The sequence below is a fragment of the Streptomyces saintjeani genome, assembly GCF_055409605.1.
Genome location: NZ_CP189624.1, coordinates 403,314 through 421,686, shown reverse-complemented (window position 1 = coordinate 421,686; position 18,373 = coordinate 403,314). Strand labels below are relative to the sequence as shown.

The 18,373-nt window shown below is 74.0% G+C and carries 18 protein-coding genes; 10 read left to right on the top strand and 8 right to left on the bottom strand.

Features of this window, described 5'->3' with window-relative positions:
• Position 1 precedes the first annotated feature (1 nt).
• Positions 2-865, top strand: a complete 864-nt coding sequence (locus ACQCO7_RS01980; RefSeq protein WP_464070121.1) for a LysR family transcriptional regulator — start codon at positions 2-4, stop codon at positions 863-865.
• Here the strand turns inward: ACQCO7_RS01980 and ACQCO7_RS01975 are convergent.
• From ACQCO7_RS01975 to ACQCO7_RS01960, 4 genes are all read right to left on the bottom strand, one after another.
• The gene (locus ACQCO7_RS01975; RefSeq protein ID WP_464070120.1) at positions 855-2,096 is read right to left on the bottom strand and encodes an MFS transporter; all 1,242 of its coding nucleotides are present in this window, start codon (positions 2,094-2,096) and stop codon (positions 855-857) included. The two genes, ACQCO7_RS01980 and ACQCO7_RS01975, sit on opposite strands and share 11 nt — an antisense overlap.
• Positions 2,093-3,202: a PLP-dependent cysteine synthase family protein gene (locus tag ACQCO7_RS01970; protein ID WP_464070119.1), complete on the bottom strand. Its 1,110-nt coding sequence runs from the start codon at positions 3,200-3,202 to the stop codon at positions 2,093-2,095. Before ACQCO7_RS01970 ends, ACQCO7_RS01975 begins: the two co-directional genes overlap by 4 nt.
• 78 nt (positions 3,203-3,280) lie before the next feature.
• Entirely contained in the window at positions 3,281-3,679 is a 399-nt protein-coding gene (locus tag ACQCO7_RS01965; protein ID WP_464070118.1) for a hypothetical protein, read from the bottom strand.
• An 11-nt stretch (positions 3,680-3,690) separates the two neighbouring features.
• On the bottom strand, positions 3,691-4,944 hold the full coding sequence (locus tag ACQCO7_RS01960) for a cytochrome P450 (RefSeq protein ID WP_464070117.1): 1,254 nt from the start codon (positions 4,942-4,944) through the stop codon (positions 3,691-3,693).
• A gap of 57 nt (positions 4,945-5,001) precedes the next feature.
• Here ACQCO7_RS01960 and ACQCO7_RS01955 point away from each other — a divergent pair, with 57 nt between their 5' ends.
• From ACQCO7_RS01955 to ACQCO7_RS01920, 8 genes are all read left to right on the top strand, one after another.
• Positions 5,002-5,607: an NUDIX domain-containing protein gene (locus ACQCO7_RS01955; protein WP_464070116.1), complete on the top strand. Its 606-nt coding sequence runs from the start codon at positions 5,002-5,004 to the stop codon at positions 5,605-5,607.
• Positions 5,537-7,069 (top strand): prenyltransferase/squalene oxidase repeat-containing protein, encoded by a 1,533-nt coding sequence (locus tag ACQCO7_RS01950; protein WP_464070115.1) that lies wholly within the window; start codon positions 5,537-5,539, stop codon positions 7,067-7,069. Before ACQCO7_RS01955 ends, ACQCO7_RS01950 begins: the two co-directional genes overlap by 71 nt.
• A gap of 5 nt (positions 7,070-7,074) precedes the next feature.
• Entirely contained in the window at positions 7,075-8,412 is a 1,338-nt protein-coding gene (locus ACQCO7_RS01945) for a cytochrome P450 (protein ID WP_464070114.1), read from the top strand.
• Entirely contained in the window at positions 8,409-8,636 is a 228-nt protein-coding gene (locus ACQCO7_RS01940) for an acyl carrier protein (protein WP_464070113.1), read from the top strand. Before ACQCO7_RS01945 ends, ACQCO7_RS01940 begins: the two co-directional genes overlap by 4 nt.
• Positions 8,633-9,871 (top strand): beta-ketoacyl-[acyl-carrier-protein] synthase family protein, encoded by a 1,239-nt coding sequence (locus ACQCO7_RS01935; RefSeq protein WP_464070112.1) that lies wholly within the window; start codon positions 8,633-8,635, stop codon positions 9,869-9,871. Before ACQCO7_RS01940 ends, ACQCO7_RS01935 begins: the two co-directional genes overlap by 4 nt.
• A gap of 12 nt (positions 9,872-9,883) precedes the next feature.
• On the top strand, positions 9,884-11,101 hold the full coding sequence (locus tag ACQCO7_RS01930; protein ID WP_464070111.1) for a wax ester/triacylglycerol synthase domain-containing protein: 1,218 nt from the start codon (positions 9,884-9,886) through the stop codon (positions 11,099-11,101).
• Complete coding sequence (locus ACQCO7_RS01925) at positions 11,092-12,363, top strand: cytochrome P450 (RefSeq protein WP_464070110.1); 1,272 nt, start codon at positions 11,092-11,094, stop codon at positions 12,361-12,363. Before ACQCO7_RS01930 ends, ACQCO7_RS01925 begins: the two co-directional genes overlap by 10 nt.
• An 89-nt stretch (positions 12,364-12,452) precedes the next feature.
• Positions 12,453-13,451 carry a cation diffusion facilitator family transporter gene (locus tag ACQCO7_RS01920; RefSeq protein WP_464070109.1) on the top strand — a complete coding sequence of 333 codons (999 nt, stop codon included), beginning with the start codon at positions 12,453-12,455 and terminating at the stop codon, positions 13,449-13,451.
• A gap of 10 nt (positions 13,452-13,461) precedes the next feature.
• Here ACQCO7_RS01920 and ACQCO7_RS01915 read toward each other — a convergent pair whose 3' ends face one another.
• The 4 genes from ACQCO7_RS01915 to ACQCO7_RS01900 all read right to left on the bottom strand — a co-directional run bounded on the left by ACQCO7_RS01915 (position 13,462) and on the right by ACQCO7_RS01900 (position 17,175).
• Entirely contained in the window at positions 13,462-14,019 is a 558-nt protein-coding gene (locus tag ACQCO7_RS01915) for a TetR/AcrR family transcriptional regulator (RefSeq protein WP_464070108.1), read from the bottom strand.
• A 4-nt stretch (positions 14,020-14,023) separates the two neighbouring features.
• Positions 14,024-15,490, bottom strand: a complete 1,467-nt coding sequence (locus tag ACQCO7_RS01910) for an MFS transporter (protein ID WP_464070107.1) — start codon at positions 15,488-15,490, stop codon at positions 14,024-14,026.
• A 203-nt stretch (positions 15,491-15,693) separates the two neighbouring features.
• Positions 15,694-16,380 carry a TetR/AcrR family transcriptional regulator gene (locus ACQCO7_RS01905; protein ID WP_464070106.1) on the bottom strand — a complete coding sequence of 229 codons (687 nt, stop codon included), beginning with the start codon at positions 16,378-16,380 and terminating at the stop codon, positions 15,694-15,696.
• 39 nt (positions 16,381-16,419) lie between these two features.
• Positions 16,420-17,175 carry an SDR family oxidoreductase gene (locus tag ACQCO7_RS01900; RefSeq protein ID WP_464070105.1) on the bottom strand — a complete coding sequence of 252 codons (756 nt, stop codon included), beginning with the start codon at positions 17,173-17,175 and terminating at the stop codon, positions 16,420-16,422.
• 193 nt (positions 17,176-17,368) lie between these two features.
• On the opposite strand from ACQCO7_RS01900, the gene ACQCO7_RS01895 reads away from it, so the two are divergent.
• Positions 17,369-18,331 carry a helix-turn-helix domain-containing protein gene (locus tag ACQCO7_RS01895; RefSeq protein WP_464070104.1) on the top strand — a complete coding sequence of 321 codons (963 nt, stop codon included), beginning with the start codon at positions 17,369-17,371 and terminating at the stop codon, positions 18,329-18,331.
• The last annotated feature ends 42 nt before the right edge of the window (positions 18,332-18,373 follow it).

Below are 18,373 nucleotides of genomic sequence, written 5' to 3'. Positions count from 1 at the left end.
CATGGATGTGGAGCTACGGCACCTGCGCTGCCTCGTCGCCATCGTCGACGAGGGCACCTTCACCGACGCCGCGATCACCCTCGGCGTCTCCCAGGCAGCGGTCTCCCGCGCCCTCGCCTCCCTCGAACAGGCCCTGGGCGTACGGCTGTTGAGGCGTACGTCGCGGGAGGTCACCCCCACGGCAGCGGGCACCCGCGCCCTCGCGCACGCCCGCCGCGTCCTCGCCGAGGTCGACGCCCTGGTCCACGAGGCGGCCTGCGGCCACACCAGCCTGCGCATCGGCTACGCCTGGTCGGCGCTCGGCCGGCACACGCCGCTCTTCCAGCGCCGCTGGGCCGAGGCCCACCCGGCCACGGACCTGCACCTGATCCGCCACAACTCCGCGACCGGCGGCCTCGCCGAGGGCACCTGTGAACTGGCCGTCGTACGCCGCCCGTCGGCGGACCGCCGCCTCGACTCGGTGATCGTCGGCCTGGAGCGCCGCGTCGCCGCCGTACCGGCCGACGACCCCCTCGCCTCGTACGGCGCCGTACGTCTCGCGGACCTCGCCGGAGCCGGACACCCGCTGGTGGTGGACCGCAGGACCGGGACGACGACCCCGGACCTGTGGCCGCCCGGCGCGCGTCCGGCGGTGGAGGAGACGCACGACGTCGACGACTGGCTGACCGCGATCGCCGGGGGCCGCGGCATCGGCATGACCGCCGAGTCCACGGCCCACCAGTACCCGAGACCCGGCGTCGCGTACCTCCCGGTACGCGACGCCGAGCCGATCGCCGTACGCCTCGCCTGGTGGCGGGACGACCCGCACCCCGCCACCCAGCAGGTGGTGGAACTGCTGACGGCGCTCTACCGGCTCACACCGTGACCGGTTTCAGCAGCCGCCCGCCCCGGGCCAGCGCGGCGACCGAGGCCGCGCACGCCAGACCCGTCACGGTCAGCGACACCCACGTCAGCCACAGGGCGTCGTGCCGCCGGGCGAAGTCCCACAGCGCCCCGGTGACGAGGTTGCCGAGGGTGATGCCCAGCCCGGAGACGGTGTTGTACAGCCCGTAGTGCGTGGCCACGAGCCGCTCCCCGGAGAGCGCGACGACCGTGTCCATCTCGAAGGGGTAGACGACCGCCGACCCCACCGCGAGCAGCACCACCGCGAGGACGAGCCCGACGAGCACGGCGTACGACGACCCGTGCGGGAGAAGCGCCAGCGGCAGGAACGCCACCCCCATCGCCGCGAGCCCCCGCACGAGCGCCTCGTCGGGACGCCACCGCCCCTTCGCCCAGCCGGTGAGCCGCAGTTGGCCCACCACGGCGACGGCGGCGGACACCACGAACAGCCCGCTGGTGACCGCCGTCCCCCGCGCCCCGAGCGCGTCCTCGGCGGCGAGCGGCAACGCCAGATACACCTGGAACGTCAGCACGTACGAACCGATCATCGCGGCCGAGAACAGCAGGAACGGCCGGTTGGCGACGACCGTCCGCCACTGCGCGAGCACGCTCTCCTTCTTCTCGCCGTCGGAGGAGACCCCGTGCCGTGCGGGCAGCGCCCGCCACTGGAGCAGGCTCAACCCCGCGAAGATCGCCGCCGCGAGAGCGCACACCAGCTTGAAGTCGGCGGCCAGCAGCGCGAGTCCGACCAGCGGACCGAGCAACATCCCCGCCTGGTAGTACACGTTGAACGTCGCGAACGCGTCCACCCGCCGCTCACCCGACTCGGCGGCGAGATACGCGCGCACCGCCGGGTTGAACAGCGCTCCCGCGAACCCGGTCGCGGCCGACGCGGCGATCAGCGCGGGCAGGCTGTCCACCCAGCCGAGCAGCCCGAACCCGACGGTCCGCAGCAGACACCCCGCCATGATCGGCGCCTTGTACCCGAACCGGTCGGCGATCGTCCCGCCGATCAGGAACATCCCCTGCTGCGAGAAGTTCCGCACCCCGAGGACCAGCCCGACGGCCCAGGCGGCGAGCCCGAGCCCGTCCGAGAGGTGGGCGGCGAGGTAGGGCATGAGCATGTAGAACGCGAGATTGATCGCGAACTGGTTGACCATCAGCAGCCGGACGGGCGGCGGGAAGGAGCGGGTCTGCCGCCACAGTCCCCTCACCGGGTCACCCCGGTCACCGCGAGGGGGTCGACGACGTGCGTGCAGCGGGTCCAGCGGGTGACCGTCCGCTCGTGGCTCGCGGCGATCTCGTCCGGCTCGTCGGCGGGCGGACGCCCGAGCAGGTCGTGGCGCCGGCAGTACTCGTCGTCGAACACCGTGCCGACGTACCGCTGCGGCCCGTCCGGGAAGACGGCGGCGATCCGGTCCTCGGCGGGCAGTGTCCGCGCCAGCCAGCGGGCGACCAGCGCGACCGCGCCGACGCTCCAGCCGCCGGTGGCGTAGTGGCTGCGGGCGAGGTGGCGCGCGGCCCACACCGACTCGGGGGCGGCGACCCAGTGGACCTCGTCGAACAGGTCGTACGCCACGTTGCGCGGGTAGATGCTGGAGCCGAGCCCCCGCATCAGCCGCGTCCCGGCGGGCTGGCCGAAGATCGTCGAACCGGTGGTGTCGACGCCGACGACCTTCAGGCGCGGGAACCAGCCGCGCAGCACGGACGCGATCCCGGCGGAGTGGCCGCCGGTGCCGACGGAGACGACCAGCGTGTCGATCCGCCCGAGCTGGGCGACGAGTTCGGTGGCGAGCGGGGCGTACGCGGCCACGTTGTCGGGGTTGTTGTACTGGTCCGGGCACCAGGCTTCCGGGTCCCGCGCGAGGTGCTCCTCGACCCGGCGCCGCCGGGCCTCCTGCCAGCCGCCCTCGGGGTGCGGGACGGTGACGAGGTCGACCTCGGCGCCGTACGCCGTGAGGAGCCCCGTCATCAGGGGTTCCATGCCGGGGTCGGTGACGACGGTGACGGGGTGGCCGTACGTCGCGCCGGCCAGGACCAGGCCGAGGCCCAGCGTGCCGGACGTCGACTCGACGATGCGGGCGCCGGGCCGCAGCTGGCCGCGTTCGCGGGCCGCGCGGACCATGTACAGGGCGGTGCGGTCCTTGATGCCGCCGGGGTTGTGGCCCTCCAGCTTGGCCCAGAAGCCGCGTCCGGCGGCCGTGAAGGGCTCGCCGATCCACAGGACGGGCGTGTCGCCGACCAGTCCGGCGGGCGTGTGGAGGGGGTGCTTGGCGTCGGCCAGCAACTGGGACACCGGAGCGTGGGGGGTGTGCGTCATGGCGTGCTTCTCCTGCGGCCGGACACGGCCGGCCGTGGGTCGGGGGAAGAGACGGATCGTGATCGGACGCCGGTCCGATCAGGTCCGCCACACGCCGAGCCGGGCCCGGTCGTTGCCGGGCGGGAGGGGCGGGGGAGGCGCGCCGGAGAAGTGCGGGAGGGGGGCCGCCGCCGGGTGCAGGACGGCGGGTACGGCTGTGACCGGGGCGAGCGGGCCGGTCGGGTGGTCGCGGGTCGGCTGGACGGTCGGCTCGTCCGCGTCCACGCAGTGCGAGGAGCCGTGGGGTCCGTGGCCGGAGCGGTGGGGATCGCACGCGACGGACGACGCGACGGTGAGGGTGTCCGTGCGTAACGGCTCGGCCGCCGTGGGGCCGTGGGCGCAGCACAGGACGTGCAGGAGCGTGATCAGCGCAAGCACCAGCACCGCTCCGGCTCGTAAGGCGGAGCGGGTGTCCCGGCTGATCGATGCGGCCCGCATGGACACGAACCTTAACCGTCAGTGCGCGTAAAGATCCTGTCAGTATCGGCCGGACGGATCACCGCCGTGAGCGGACCGCGCGGGCGGAGGGTCGCGGCGAAGACGGCGCCGGAGACGGGAACCCCGAAGTCAGGGGCGTGATGGGGGAGGAGCGCCGCCAGCAGCGTCTCCATCTCCAGCAGCGCGAACTGCCGCCCCAGGCAGACCCGGGGGCCCAGCCCGAACGGGAGGTGCGTGTCGTGCGCGGGCCGCTCGCCGCCCGTGAAACGCGTCGGGTCGAAGGCGTCCGGATCGGGGACGCGGTCCGCGTCGCGCTGGGTGAGGTAGGGGCAGGCCAGGACGCGGGTGCCCGGCTCGACGGCGTACGCGCCGAGCGGGCCGCCCGTCTCCGCGTGCCGGGGGAGGAGCCACACCGGCGGGTACAGGCGCAGCGTCTCCGAGATCAGCGCCTGGAGGGCGCGGTGGCGCTGCGGGGTGCCCGGCGCGCCGCTGCCCAGCGCCCACGCGCGCCATTCGGGGTGGGCGTCCAGCAGGAGGTGCAGCCAGGTCAGGGCGGTCGCCGTCGTCTCGTACCCGGCGACGACCAGGGTGACCAGTTCGTCGCGGACCAGGTCCTCGGGGTAGGGGCCGGACGCGTCGGCGAGGGCCGGGTCGAGGAGGTCGTGCAGGATGCCCCGGGCGGCGCCGGGGGTCTCGCGGGCCGCTGCGATGACCTCGCGGGCGACCTCCTCGATCCCGGCGAGCCGCTCGGCGAGTTCGGCGTCCGTGTCCGGGTCGGTGCCCATCGTCGGCAGGGCGGCGACCACGTCGTCGATCGTGGCGAGCCTGCGGGACGTCGCCTCGTCGAGTTCCCGGCCGGTCAGGACGCGCCAGATCGCGTCCAGAGCGAAGAACCGCATGTCCTCGCCGACGTCCGTGGTCGCGTCGTCCCGGGCCGCCAGGTCCGCCCACCGGGCGGCCGTCCGCCTGGCCGCCGCTGTGATGTGCGGGGCGCACGCGCGCAGCCCCACGCCGGTGAAGTAGCCCTGGAGGCGGCGGCGTTGGCGCTTCCACGGCTCGCCCGAGACGGAGATCAGGCCGTCGCCGAGCAGGGCCCGCGCCCGGTGCGAGCGCTTGGTGAACCGCGCCGACCCGTCCACGAGCAGCGCGCGGACCTGCTCGGCGCCGGTGACCAGCACGACGCGCTGTCCGTCGAGTTCGAGACCGGTCACCGGCCCGGCGCGCTGCGCGGAGCGGAGAAGGTCGATGAGAGTGCTGTCGGACACGGGACGCTCCGGGGGTCGCCTTTGACATTACGGAGCGCATCCTATTCGATACGCCGAGTGACAAATCCTGCTGCCCGTGAGCTAGTTGACCTGGTCGACGGCGCGGACCGCCCCCTCTCCACCGGGCTGCGCGGACACCTCGCGCCCGACGGCCTGCTGCACCGGATCGCGGCCACCGTCGTGGACGACGGCCACGGCCGCGTCCTCGTCTACCGGCGCCCCGCCACGGCCCGGGTCCTGCCCGGCCACCACGACGTCCTCGTGGGCGGCTCGGTGCGCGCCGGGGAGAGCTACCGCGACGCCGCCGTACGGGAGCTGGCCGAGGAGTTCGCGGTCACCGCCGACCCGTACGAGGTGTGGCGCGAGCGGCACGACTCGCCCGACGGGCCCTGCTGGCTCGCCGTCCACCACGGGCGCCTGCCCGCCGCAGCCCGACTCGCCGCCCTGGAGGGGGAGATCGCCTGGCACGCGCTGATACCACTCACCGACCTGCTCACCCGGCCCCCGCAGCCCTTCAACCCCACGGGGCTCGCGGCGCTGGAACGCATCGCCGGACTCGTGACAGCCGGCCCCGGCCCGACCGAAGGAACACATGATCACCGCCGGCATCCCGGCCGCCCTCTCCCCCCTGGCCGCGACCACGGACCAGCGCCGCTGCCGTGACCGCCTCGCCCTGAGAGTCGGGAACCTCTTCGGCGCCGACGGAGTGCTCCGCGCACCCGTCGAGAGCCGCGTCCTGGAATCCGCCCTCCTGCTGGCCCTCGTCGCGGACCTCCTCCCCGGCCACCCGGCCCACGACCGCCTCGCCCGCTACCTCAAGCACACGCTGGACACCGCCCCGCCCGACCCCCTCCAGACCGCCGTCGCCCGCGCCGCCCTGGACGACGGCGTCACGGCGGCCCACGCGGCGGACGCCGAACTGGACCGCTTCGTCCACTTCACGGCCGGCCGCAAACGCCTCATGTTCCACATCCTGCTCGCCGCCCTCGGCGCCGCCCCCTACCCGCAGATCCCCTGGGAGGCGTACGCGGCCCCCGGCGAACAGTCCTGGCTGATCCGCCAGATGACCGCCCTCAAGGCGATCGCCGCCCACGGCCGACAACGCCCCGACCAGGTCGGCGACACCGAGTGGGCCACCCTCGAAGAGACCGTCCACGGCGGACGGATCTGGGAGGGCAACCACCTCGCCCGCCTCCTCGCCCTCCTCGCCCTGCGCCACCACCCCACCCGGCGCGCGGCGGCCGTACGCGGCACCGAACACACCCTGCGCCACCTGCGCCCCGACGGCGGACTGCCCTTCATCACCGGCATGGACGTCTTCACCACCGCCCTTGCCGGACTCGCCCTCACCGCCGCCGGACAGGCCCGCCACCCCGCACTCCCCGCCGCCGCCGACGCGCTCGCGGCCCTCCAGCACGACGACGGCGGCTTCGGCTTCACCCGGGGCGTACGGCAGAGCGACACCGACGACACCGCGTACTGCCTGGAGTTCCTCCGCGCCACCGCCCCCGCCCGGCACGCGCGCACCGTCCGCCGGGCCGAGGACTTCCTCCTCGCGCAGCGCAACGACGACGGCGGGTTCCCCACCTTCGCCCACGGCGTCGCCTCCGAGCGGGCCATGACCGCCGCCGCCGTCAACGCCCTGGCCCCCAGCCCCCGTTGCCGCCACGCCGTCACCGGCGCCCTGCGCCACCTCACCCACCCCGACCGGATCGCCCTGCCGCCCGAGAGCAGCTGGAGCCGCAACACCACCAACGCGGCCTTCCGGACCGTCCTCGCCTGCCGCGCGGCCGGCCCCGGCACCGAGGCGGGAGCCGACGCGCTGCGCCGCTCGACGCTCGGCCACCTCACCGCCGTACAGCGCGCCGACGGCGGGTTCGGGCACCGGGAGGCGGATCCGGGCGATCCCATCAGCACCGCCTACGCGGCGATCGCGCTGGCCCACCTGCCGAATCGTTCAGCTGCCCTGGGCCGGGCCGTCGACTTCCTCGTGGCCCGCCAGCGCCCCGACGGCGGCTTCACCTCCGTACCCGACCAGGCCGGGCCCCGGCCCCTGCTGTACGACACCCCGGCGCTCGCCGACGTGTGCGTGCTGCTCGGCCTCGGCCACGCCCTCGGCCGGTGACCGACATGAACGTTTCCCCCGCTCCCGGCGGGCTGCCGCTGGCCGGGCACGCGCCGTGGCTGCTGCGCGACCGCCTCGGCTACCTCGAAGAGCTGCGCGACCACGGGCCGGCGGTCTGGATCCGGCTCGGACGCCGGCGCGTCCTGGTGCTGAACGACCACCGGCCCGTGCGTGAACTCCTCACCCGGCGGGCCGGGGACTTCGGCCTCAGCCCGCACTTCCGGGTGATGAAACGCATCATCGGCAACGGCCTCCTCGCCACCGACGGACCCTTCCACCGGCGGCAGCGCAAGATCATGCTGCCGGTGCTCGCCCGGTCCCGGATGCCCGGCTACGCCGACGCCGTGAGCGCCCTCACCGAGCAGCGCCTCGCCCGCTGGCGGCCGGGCCAACAGCTCGACGTGGACCGGGAGTTCACCCACCTCGCCACCGAGACCGCCGTCCGCTGCCTGTTCGGCGCGGGCGTCACCGGACGCGAACTCGACCTGGTCGTCGCCGCGCTGCCCGACCTGATGGCCTGGGCCGGCACCCGCGGCACCGACCCCACCGGGCTCCTCGCCCGGCTCCCGCTCCCGCTCAACCGGCGTTTCCGGCGCGGCATGTCGGACCTGACCACGCTCGTCACGTCCCTCGTCGCCCGCCGGAGGGACGCGCCCGAGGACGACCTGCTCGGCGCCCTGCTGGCCGCCCGGGACCCGGACACCGGGGCGCCGCTGCCGGACCAGCAGGTGCACGACGAGATCATGACGTTCCTCATCGCGGCCGTCGAGTCCGTCTCCCGCACCCTGACCTGGGCTGTTCACGAACTGTCCGCCCATCCCGAGGTCCGTACCGCGCTCCACGTGGAGGTGGACGGCAGACTGGCGGGGCGTCCGGCGACCGCCGCCGATCTGCCCCATCTGCCGCTGACCCGGCGGATCCTCACCGAGGTTCTGCGGCTCTACCCGCCGGGTTACCTCATCTCCCGTACCGCCACCCGGGACACCCTGCTCGGCGACGGGATCGCCGTTCCCGCCGGGACGATGGTGATGTTCTCCTACTACGCCCTCCAGCGGGATGCCCGGCACTTCCCCGAGCCCGCCGCGTTCCGGCCCGACCGCTGGGCCGTCTCCGCGGAAGGGGCCTGTCCGGCGTTCCTGCCCTTCGGGCTCGGCGCGCACGGGTGCCTGGGCGAGTCCTTCGCCTGGACCGAGATGGTCATCGTGCTCGCCTCCGTCGCCGCCCGCTGGGAGCTGCGCGCGAGCGCGCCCGTGCCGCCGAAGCCGGTGGCCGCGTTCTCGCTGACCCTCACCGACTCCCGGGTCACCCTCATCCCTCGTACAGAAAGCCACGTGACCGCATGACTCTCGACGAACTCAGGACCGTTCTCGCCGCGCTCGGCACGGATGCCGAGCTTCATGAGGACACCCTCCGGGAAGAGGTGGGGCTCGATTCGCTGGGGCTCGCCGAACTCGCGGAGGTGCTGCGGGAGGGGCACGGCCTGGAGGTGTCCGACGGGGAGCTCCAGGAGACCGTGACCATCGGCGACCTGCTGGCGCTCACGGGTGCGGCGAAGGCGGCCCGGTGAGCGCCCTCGCGGTCACCGGCATCGGCCTGTTCACCCCGGCCGGGGACGGGACGGACGCCACCTGGGAACGGGTCCTGAAAGGGCTGCCGGCCGCGACGCTCGCACAGGTCGCCGGGCGCGGGTACCTCACCTGTCCGGCCCCGCCCTTCGCGCCGGAGCGGCTGGGGGCCGCACGCTTCCGACGGCTCGACCGCAGCGCACAGTTCGCGCACCTCGCGGCCGTCGAGGCGGTCAGGGACGCGGGGCTGAGCGCGGCCCCGGGCCGTACCGCCGTCCAGGACGCCGAGTTCACCCCCGACCCGGACCGTACCGCCGTCCTCGTCGGCACCGGCGCCGGCTGCGTCACCGCCTACGACAGCCACCACGAGACGCTGCGCACGGCGGGCGCGGACCGGGTGTCGCCGTTCGCCGTCCCCTCCTCCCTGCCCAACTCGATCGCCGCGCAACTCTCCATCACCCTCGGCGCGGGCGGCCCCAGTACGACGGTCAACACCGCCTGCGCGTCCGGCGCGAGCGCCCTGGGCCTCGCCGCCGACCTGCTGCGCCTGGGGCGCTGCGACACCGCCGTGGTCGTCGGCACCGAGGCCATCCTGACGCCCTTCCACCTCGCCGGGTTCGACCGGATCGGCGCCCTCTCGCACCGCCTCACCGACCCGGCCGCCGCCAGCAGACCCTTCGACGCGGGCCGGGACGGGTTCGTCGCCGCCGAGGGGGCCGGCGCCCTCGTCCTCGAACGCGCCGACCACGCCGCCGCCCGGGGCGCCCGCGTCCACGCCCGGCTCCTGGGCCACGGCTCCTCCAGCGACGCGCACAACGCCGTACGCCCCCGCGCCGACGGACACGGCATCGCGACCGCCGTCCACGCGGCCCTCACCGACGCCGGGATCACCGCCGCCGACATCGGGTACGTCAACGCCCACGCCACCGGCACCCCCCTCGGCGACGCCGTCGAGGCCCAGGCCCTGGCCCGGCTGCTGCCGCACCGGCCGCCCGTCTCCTCCACCAAGGGCGTCACCGGCCACCTGTTCGGCGCGGCCGGAACCGTCGAGGCGGCCCTCACCGTGCTCGCCCTCAGCCACGGCCTGCTCCCGCCGAACACCAACCTCGACCGCCCCTCACCCGGCATCGACCTGGACCTGCCGACCGCCCCGCGCCCCCACCCGGCCCGCGCGGCGCTCTCCGTCTCCGCCGGGTTCGGCGGACACAACGCCGTCCTCGTCCTCGCCCCCGCCTAGGACCGCGCCCCCATGACCCAGCCCCTGTCCACCCGGGACCGCCTGATCCTGGAGATCGCCGCCCACGGCCCCGACCCGCGCCTCCACCTCGGCGCACTCCTCACCTTCCCCGGCCCGCCGCCCACCCCGCAGCAACTCGCCGGCCACGTGCGCGGACGCCTGCCCGAACTCACCTTCAAGGCCGACCGCGAACGACGCCACTGGACCCCGGACACCGGCTTCGACCCCCGCGCCCACATCCACACCCTCACCGTCCCCGGCGACGTCCTCGAAGACCCCGCGCCCGCCCTGAACGCCGTCCTCGACCTGCCGCTCGACCCCGGCCGACCCCTGTGGGGCCTGTGGATCTGCGCCCCCGCCACGGGCGACGGCTTCGCCCTCGCCTACCGCGCCCACCACGCCTTCCAGGACGGCCGGGCCGTGGCCGAGACCGTCGACCGGCTCTTCGGACCGGACACGGCCCACCGGGGCACCGGCACGATCACCGGCCCCGCGAAACGCGCCGCGCTCCTCAAGGACCTGCTCCCCGCACCCCGCCGCCGCCCGACCCCCTGGCCGCCCGCCGAGCACATGACGGGCGCCGCCCGCCGCGCCGCCCTCGGCACCTACGACGTACGCCGCCTGCACACAGTCGTCCGCGCCACCCGCGCCGGACTCAGCCACATCACGCTCGCCGCCCTCACCGGAGCCCTGCGCGCCTGGCACCCCGACACCTGGCACGCCGCCTCCGCGCCCCTCGGGGCGACCTTCGCCGTCAGCGTCCGCGCCGCCGACGACCCCCACCGGCTGCTCGGCAACCGGGGAGCCGTCGCCGTCCTCCCCCTCCCGTGCCACGAGCCGTCGCCCGCCGCGCGGCTGGCGGCCCTGCGCACCGAGGCGTCCCCCGAGCGGCTCGCCGAACTCGCCGGACGGCACACCGTCCTCTTCGACCGCATGCCCTACTGGTGCGCCCGCCTCGGCCTCAGCCGCACCATCGACCCCCGCCGCGTCCCCCTCGCCCTCGCCGACGTACGGCTGCGCACCGAGCCGGCCTGGCAGGGGCGCCGCGCCCACGCCGCGTTCCTCGTCCCGCCCTCCGTGCCGGGACAGCCCCTCTTCGTGGCCTGGACCGTGCACCGCGGGCACCTGCGCGTCACCTTCCTCGCCGACACCGGCGTCCCCGGGCTCGACGCGCTTCCCGGGCACTTCGACGCCGCGCTCACCCGCATGGAGGAGACCTCGTGCCCCTAGCACCGCTCGCCCCCGGTGCCGTACCGCTCGCCGGTCACACCCTCGCGCTGCTGCGCGACCCCGCCGACTGGCTGCGGCGCTGCACCGACGCCGGGCACCCCGTCCAGCGGGTGCGGCTGTGGGGGCGGCCCAGTGTGCTGGTCACCGATCCGGAGCTGGCCCACACCGTCCTCGTCACGCGGACGGACGTCTACGACAAGGTCGGGCGCCTGCACGACAACACCCGCGCGCTCCTCGGTGACATCCTCGGCGTCGCGCCCGGGGAACGGAACGCGCTGCTGCGGCGGCGCATCCAGCCCTCGTTCCGGCGGGCGCGCGTCGCCGACGCCGTCCCCGCGATGAGCGCGGAGGCCAGGCGCCTCGCCGGGCAGTGGCGGTCCGGGAGCGTCGTCGACGTCATGGAGGCGGTCGGTCCGTACGTCCACCGCAGCGCCGTACGGACCCTGCTGCCCGTCGTCCCGGCCGCCGAGGTCGACCGGCTCGCCGCCGCCTCCGACCGGCTGTTCTCCGCGCTCTACCTGTACGCCCTGCTGCCCGGCGCCGCCGCGCCCCTGCTCGCGCGGCGTGTCCGGCCCGCGCTGGAGACCCTGCGCCGGGCCGAGGTCGTCGCGCTGCGGGCGCCCGAGCGTTCGGGCCTGCTGGCCGCGCTGGACGACGCGTCGCGGGACGAGGTGCGCGACTACTTCGTCTCCCTCCTCGTGGCGGGCGGGGAGTCGACGCACAGCACGGTCGCCTGGCTCCTCCACCACCTCGCCCGCGACCAGGACCTCCAGCGGCGCCTCGCCGCCGAGGTCACCGCCGTCGCCCCGGACGGCCCGGCCACCCACACCGACCTCACCGCCATGCCCCTGCTGCAACGCGCCGTCGTCGAGACGCTGCGGGTCAGGCCGCCGACCTGGATCCTCGTGCGTACGGCCGTCCGGGCGACCGAACTCGGCGGCTGCCCGATCCCCGCCGGAACGGACGTCTACCTGAGCCCGCACCAGTACCACCACGACCCCGGGGCGTTCCCCGACCCCGACGCCTTCTCGCCCGAGCGCTGGCCGCAGAGCGGCCCGGCGGCCCGCGACCACACGTACCTCCCCTTCGGGGCGGGCCCCCGCAAATGCCCCGGCGACCACTTCGGCATGACCTCCGCAGCCGTGGTCACCGCGACGCTCCTGGCCCGCTGGCGCCTCCTGCCCGCAGGACGCCCGCCGCGCACGCGGTTCCGGGTGGTGCAGACGCCGGTACGGTGCCGGCTCGCCGTGCTGGACCGCTAGGCGTTTTTACGCAGGTGACGACGTTTGGCGCAGGCGCCCGGTGTGGGTTTCACTGCTGTTCGGAAGCCGGTACGAGGAAAGCGTTCGCCATGAGCCGTCACGACACCGCAGACCACGCCGGGCACTCCCACGGCGTGAGCGCCGACGCGGACCGGCGCTGGCTCGGCATCGCCCTGGGCCTCATCACGGTGTTCATGGCGGCCGAGGTCGTCGTCGGGATCATGGCGAGTTCGCTGGCGCTGATCTCCGACGCCGCGCACATGCTGACCGACGCCGTGTCCATCGTCCTGGCGCTCGTCGCGATGCGGCTGTCGGCGAGGCCCGCGCGGGGTGGCTTCACGTACGGCCTCAAACGCGCCGAGATCCTCTCCGCCCAGGCCAACGGGCTGACCCTGCTCCTGCTGGGCGCCTGGCTGGCGTACGAAGCGGTCCGGCGCCTGATCGACCCGCCCGAGGTGGAGGGCGGCCTCATGCTGGCGACCGCGCTCGCCGGGATCGCCGTGAACATCGCGGCGACCTGGTGCATCTCCCGGGCCGACCGCGGCTCTCTCAACGTCGAGGGCGCCTACCAGCACATCCTCAACGACCTGTTCGCGTTCATCGGTACGGCGATCGCGGCGCTGATCGTCGTCCTCACGGGGTTCGCCCGGGCCGACGCGATCGCGACGCTGGTGGTGGTCGCCCTGATGGTCAAGGCGGGTTACGGCCTGGTCCGCGACTCGGGCCGCATCTTCCTGGAAGCGGCCCCCGTCGGCCTGGACCCGGACGCCATCGGCGACGAACTGGCGTCCCGTCCCTCGGTGGTGGAGATCCACGACCTCCACCTCTGGACCATCACCTCGGGCGAACCGGCCCTCTCGGCGCACGTCCTGGTCGCTCCCGGCGGCGACTGCCACGCGGTACGCCGCGACCTCCAACGCCTCCTCCGCACCACTCACGCGATCACCCACGCGACCCTCCAGGTCGACCACGTGGGCGAGGAGACCCCCGACGACGTCCTGACGATCACGCCGCCGGACGACCGGGCCGGGGACCACTGCGACGACGCACACGGTCCGGTGCACCGGGCGGGGCCGCACGAACACTGACCCCGCCGGCTCACCGGGTCCGCAGCGCCGCCACCACCAGGTCCCCGAAGTGCCGCCACTGCGCGGGATCGGTGATGCCCAGCCGGACGAGCTGTTTCGCGCAGCCGCCCGCGAGGATCCTCACGTCGGTCCCGGTGACGTCGGGGCGGACCGCCCCCTGCTCCTTCGCCGCGTCGATGAGCGAGGTGATCATGCCGAGGAGGACGGGGGACTGCTGTTCGTGGATGACGTCGGCGAGGAGCCGGTCGGCGGCCATGATCTCGAAGACGTCCGGCAGCAGCGCCGTGAGCGCCCGGCCCGCGTCCGGCTCCGCGAGGGCCTCGGCGGTGCGGTCCTCCAACTGCCCGAAGCGGCGCCGGACGACGGCCTGCACCAGGTCGTCCTTGGTGGGGTAGCTGCGGTACACGGTCGCCTTGCCGACCCCCGCACGCGCGGCGACCTCGGGAACGGTGCCGTCCAGGCCACGGTCCGCGAACACCTGGAAGGCCGCCGCGATGATCCGCTCGTGGTTGCGGCGGGCGTCGGTACGGCGCTCGGACCAGTCCTCGGTAGCTTTCGGCGTGTGCATGGGCTCAAGTGTGACGGTTTCCGCTGTCCTCGACGGTCAGCACCGGCTCGGGGAGCGGCACGGAACTCTCGACCTGGTGGCGGGCGCGTGCCCGGGGGATGAGGAGCGTGACGGCGGCGGCGACCAGCGCGCCCGCGCCGCCGACGAGGAACGACACCGTGTACGCGTGCTCGGTGGGCAGCGGGTTCGACGCGGTCGCGCTGTTCGCCAGGATGCTCGCGATGACCTGGCTGCCGAGCGACGAACCCACGGACCGCACCAGGGCGTTGACCCCGGTCGCCTCGCCGGTCCTGGCCGGGTCGACGGCGTCCACGATCAGGTTCGGCATCGCGGCGAAGGCGAGGCCGATACCGGTGAAGACGACCATGGTGAAACCGAGGACGGCCGCCTGCGAACCGTGCGCCACCGCGAGCAGCGCGAGCCCGGCGGCGGTGACGACCCCGCCCAGCGAGAGCGGCACCTTCCCGCCGAAACGTGCGGTGAGGACGCCGGAGAGGGGCCCGGCGACCAGCATCATCAGGCAGCCGGGGAGCATCAGCAGCCCGGCGCGGGTGGCGTCGCCGCCGAAGCCGTACCCGCTCGCCTCGGGCGTCTGCACGAGCTGCGGGACCAGCAGGAACACGCCGAACATGCCGAAGCCGATCAGCAGCGTCGCCGCGTTCGTCATCAGCACCGGGCGCTGGACCAGGACGCCCATGTCGACGAGGGGCTCGGCGGTACGCCGCTCCACCAGCACGAACACCGCGAGGACGACCAGACCGGCGGCGATCAGACCGAGGGTGCGCCCGCTGGTCCACCCCCACGTGGACGCCTGGCTGATGGCGACCAGGGGAGCGGTGATGCCCGCGCCCAGCAGGGCCGTACCGGCGAAGTCGACCTTGCCGGGGGTGCGGACCGGGGACTCCGGGAGCAGGAAGTGCGCGGCGACCGCGGCGGCCGTGGCCATCATCGTGCCGGCCCAGAAGATCCAGCGGTACGAGGCGTGGTCGACCAGCAGGCCGCCCATCAGGAGGCCGAGCCCGCCGCCGAGCCCGGCGATGGCGGAGACGAGACCGACCGCGCCGGCCCGGCGGTGCGCCGGGAACTCGTCACGGATGATGCCGAAGCACAGCGGGAAGATGCCGCCGCCCGCCCCCATCACGACGCGCCCGATCACCACCACGGTGAGGCTGTCGCCGAGCGCGGCCCACGCCCCGCCGATCGCGAACAGCACCAGCGAGGCGACCAGCAGCCGCCGCTTCCCGAACATGTCCCCGAGCCGCCCGAACACCGGCGTCAGCACGGCGGCGGCCACGAGATAACCGGTGAGCGCCCAGGCCGTGTTCTGCGGGCTGGTGTGCAGGGAGGCGGCCATGTCGCCCAGCGCGGGCGCCAGCGAGGTCTGCGCGAGCGAGAAGGCCAGCGCGGCGAGCCCCAGGATGGCCATGCTCCGGCCTATGGGCGCGGTTCTCGCCCCGTTCGTGTCTGCCATGGATTCCGTCTTCCAGGAGGGTCAAGTGGACCCAAGGGTCCGTTTCTCCGTCAGGCTAACCGAACCCTGGGGTCCGGTTAGTCCGGGTCTGGAAGGGGCTACTGGATCAACTGCCGTATATGGAAAGGGGTTTGTCCGTCCAGCCCCCGTGCGGCGCCCGCGATCTCCGGCGTGATGATTGCCAGAAGTTTGCCGTCCGGGGTTCAGGGCCGGGTGCTGTAGCGGGTGAGCATGAGGGCGACGGCTTCGTCCACGATCGCGGCGTCGGTGGGGTTGGGCGGGACGAAGTCGGTCCGTACGAGTTGGGGCCACAGGAACTGGCTACAGATCATGCCGAGGAACTGTTCGGCGACGGTGGCCGCTGTCTGTGGGTGTCCGTCGGCGGAGCGGAAGTCGAGGGTGCCGGCCTGCGCTTCGGTGTCGAGGTAGTCGCGGAGCCGGTCGAAGAAGGGGCCGCGGTCGATGGCGAAGCCGGTGCCGACGATGTCGGCGAGTTCCGGCATCTGGGGAAGCTCGGTGATGATGAGGCGGCACAGCGCCGCGGTTCCGGGCCGGGAGACCAGGCAGGCGTAGTCGCGGCCGATGTGGTCGAGACCGTACCGGGGGTCACCGGGCGGGGGCGGTGCGGCGTACTCCACGTCCAGCTGCCACTGTTCGGAGGTGACGGCCGCGAACAGGGCGGCCTTGGAGGGGTAGCGCTTGAAGAGAGTGCCGGTGGAGACGCGGGCCTCCTTCGCGATCTGGGCGAGGGAGGTCTTGTCGTATCCCCGGGCGAGGAAGAGGTCGCGGGCGGCGCGGATGATGCGCGCCCGGTTCTCCTCCTTGATCTGCGCGTGATACCCGGCCCGGCACGTATCGCCGCCGGCTTCCGCCCGGTCCGCCACCGTCATGTCCACGCCCCTCGCCCGTCCCTGGCCGTGTCCTCGCTGTCAGAGGACGGTCTGGCCGCCGTCCAGGATAAGGTCCTGGCCCACCGCGAAGGCGGCGGCGTCGGAGGCCAGGTACACGACGGCCTCCGCGACCTCCCCGGGCAGGCCCATGCGGCCCAGCGGGATGCCGGCGCTGATCCCCTCCAGCACCGCCGCCTGCACCGCGGGGTCCTCGATCCCGAGCTTGGAGTACAGCGGGGTGTCCACCGGGCCGGGGCTGACCGCGTTGAACCGGATGCCGTGCGACCTGAGCAGGTCCGCGTTCCACGACCGCATCAGGGAGCCGAGGGCCGCCTTCGTCGCCGCGTAGGCGTTCGAGTTCCCGTAGCCGCCGTGCGCGCTGCTGGACGCGTTGAGGACGACCGAGGACGGGTTGGCCAGCACGGGCACCAGGGCCTGCGTGAGGAAGAAGACGCTCTTGACGTTGATGTCGAAGAGCCGGTCGAAACTGTTCTCCGTGTGGTTCTCGAACGGCCGCCAGTCCGAGACACCGGCGTTCAGGAACACCACGTCCAGCTCCCCGAAGTGCTCACCCACCCGCTTGGCCAGGGCGCGCTGCGCATCGAGATCGCGGGCATCGGCCTGCACGACCGGCACCTTGTCCCCGAGGACCTGCCGCGCCCTGTCGATGCTGGCCGGGGTGACACCCGTGACCAGCACCTCGGCCCCCTCCGCGACGAAACGCCGCGCGGTCTCCAGGCCGATCCCGCTCGTGCCGCCGGTGATGAGGGCGCGCTTGCCCGCAAGACGAGTCATGTTCATGGTTCCTTGCCGAGACATAAGGTGAGTCGATCGACTCACCATGCGAAGGTAACCCCCGTGCCACCCTTGAGGCAAGTCGATCCACTTACCATCCGGGTCGCGCCGGAGAAAGTGGCTGACACGCGGTCGCGGGGGGCGTCCCATCCTTCCGTCGAAGCCGACCGGGAGGGCTGTAGGTTGCGGACGCATGATGGTCGACAAGCGACACTTCGAGCTGAGCGGAACCCCGGCCGGACCGGCTGAGGTTCGGCTCTACGGCTTCCAGCCCCCGGTCGGTACTCCCTACGGCCTTGAGGTGAGTACCGTCGAGGACTTCTTCGACCAGCACGACGACTGGCCGTGGAACCCGCCCCGTCCGGGCCGTGCCACCTTCCACTACCTCATCGCCGTCACCGAGGGCGAGCTGCGGCACGACGTCGACCACGTCACGCGGACCGTCACCCCCGGCCAGTGGCTGTGGGTGCGTCCCGGACACACCCAGTGCTGGCATCCGCCCGGCGCGGCCCGTGGCCCGTTCATCCTGTTCGAACCCGACGTGCTGCGGCCCGACATCGCCCGCCTGCTGGCCCCGCTCACCGCGCACGAGGCCCCTCCCGTGCTCAGCCCGCACCCCGACGACACCGCCTGGCTCCAGCGGACGGCACTCCAGCTCCTGGACGAACACCGCGCACTGGGGCGCCGCCCCCTCGCCATCCACCACGCCCTGCGGCGCAGCCTGCTCGAATCGCTGCTCCTGCGCCTGGCCAACTCCCCGGGCATCGCCCCCGCCGACACGGTCACGGCCGACACCGGACGCGCCGACCGGTACAGGCGCTTCCTGGACGCCCTGGAGCTGCACTTCCGTGAACTGCACCAGGCCGCGGACTACGCCGAGTCGCTCGGCTGCTCGGTCCGCACCCTCAGCCGCGCCGCCCGGGACGCCACCGGCAAGGGGGTGCGCGAACTCATCGACGAGCGGCGCCTCCTCGAAGCCCGGCGCCTGCTGGGAGCGGCCCGGTGGGACGCCCGCGCCGTGGCCGCCCACCTCGGCTTCACCGACCCCGCGAACTTCGGCCGCTTCTTCCGCGACCGCACCGGCCTCACCCCGGCCGCCTACGCGGCCCGCGCGAACGGCGGACAAGGGGAGGTCGGCCCACCGCGCGGTAATTGACAGGGTACGAACGTACCTCTTAACGTACCCGCATCCGGGAGC

Coding starts and splice junctions, on each gene's coding strand:
- ACQCO7_RS01950 (WP_464070115.1), top strand. CDS start 5,537: ATGATCACCGCCGGCATCCCGGCCGCCCTCTCCCCCCTGGCCGCGACC.
- ACQCO7_RS01920 (WP_464070109.1), top strand. CDS start 12,453: ATGAGCCGTCACGACACCGCAGACCACGCCGGGCACTCCCACGGCGTG.
- ACQCO7_RS01945 (WP_464070114.1), top strand. CDS start 7,075: ATGAACGTTTCCCCCGCTCCCGGCGGGCTGCCGCTGGCCGGGCACGCG.
- ACQCO7_RS01980 (WP_464070121.1), top strand. CDS start 2: ATGGATGTGGAGCTACGGCACCTGCGCTGCCTCGTCGCCATCGTCGAC.
- ACQCO7_RS01970 (WP_464070119.1), bottom strand. CDS start 3,202: ATGACGCACACCCCCCACGCTCCGGTGTCCCAGTTGCTGGCCGACGCC.
- ACQCO7_RS01895 (WP_464070104.1), top strand. CDS start 17,369: ATGATGGTCGACAAGCGACACTTCGAGCTGAGCGGAACCCCGGCCGGA.
- ACQCO7_RS01915 (WP_464070108.1), bottom strand. CDS start 14,019: ATGCACACGCCGAAAGCTACCGAGGACTGGTCCGAGCGCCGTACCGAC.
- ACQCO7_RS01940 (WP_464070113.1), top strand. CDS start 8,409: ATGACTCTCGACGAACTCAGGACCGTTCTCGCCGCGCTCGGCACGGAT.
- ACQCO7_RS01965 (WP_464070118.1), bottom strand. CDS start 3,679: ATGCGGGCCGCATCGATCAGCCGGGACACCCGCTCCGCCTTACGAGCC.
- ACQCO7_RS01930 (WP_464070111.1), top strand. CDS start 9,884: ATGACCCAGCCCCTGTCCACCCGGGACCGCCTGATCCTGGAGATCGCC.
- ACQCO7_RS01910 (WP_464070107.1), bottom strand. CDS start 15,490: ATGGCAGACACGAACGGGGCGAGAACCGCGCCCATAGGCCGGAGCATG.
- ACQCO7_RS01900 (WP_464070105.1), bottom strand. CDS start 17,175: ATGACTCGTCTTGCGGGCAAGCGCGCCCTCATCACCGGCGGCACGAGC.
- ACQCO7_RS01905 (WP_464070106.1), bottom strand. CDS start 16,380: ATGACGGTGGCGGACCGGGCGGAAGCCGGCGGCGATACGTGCCGGGCC.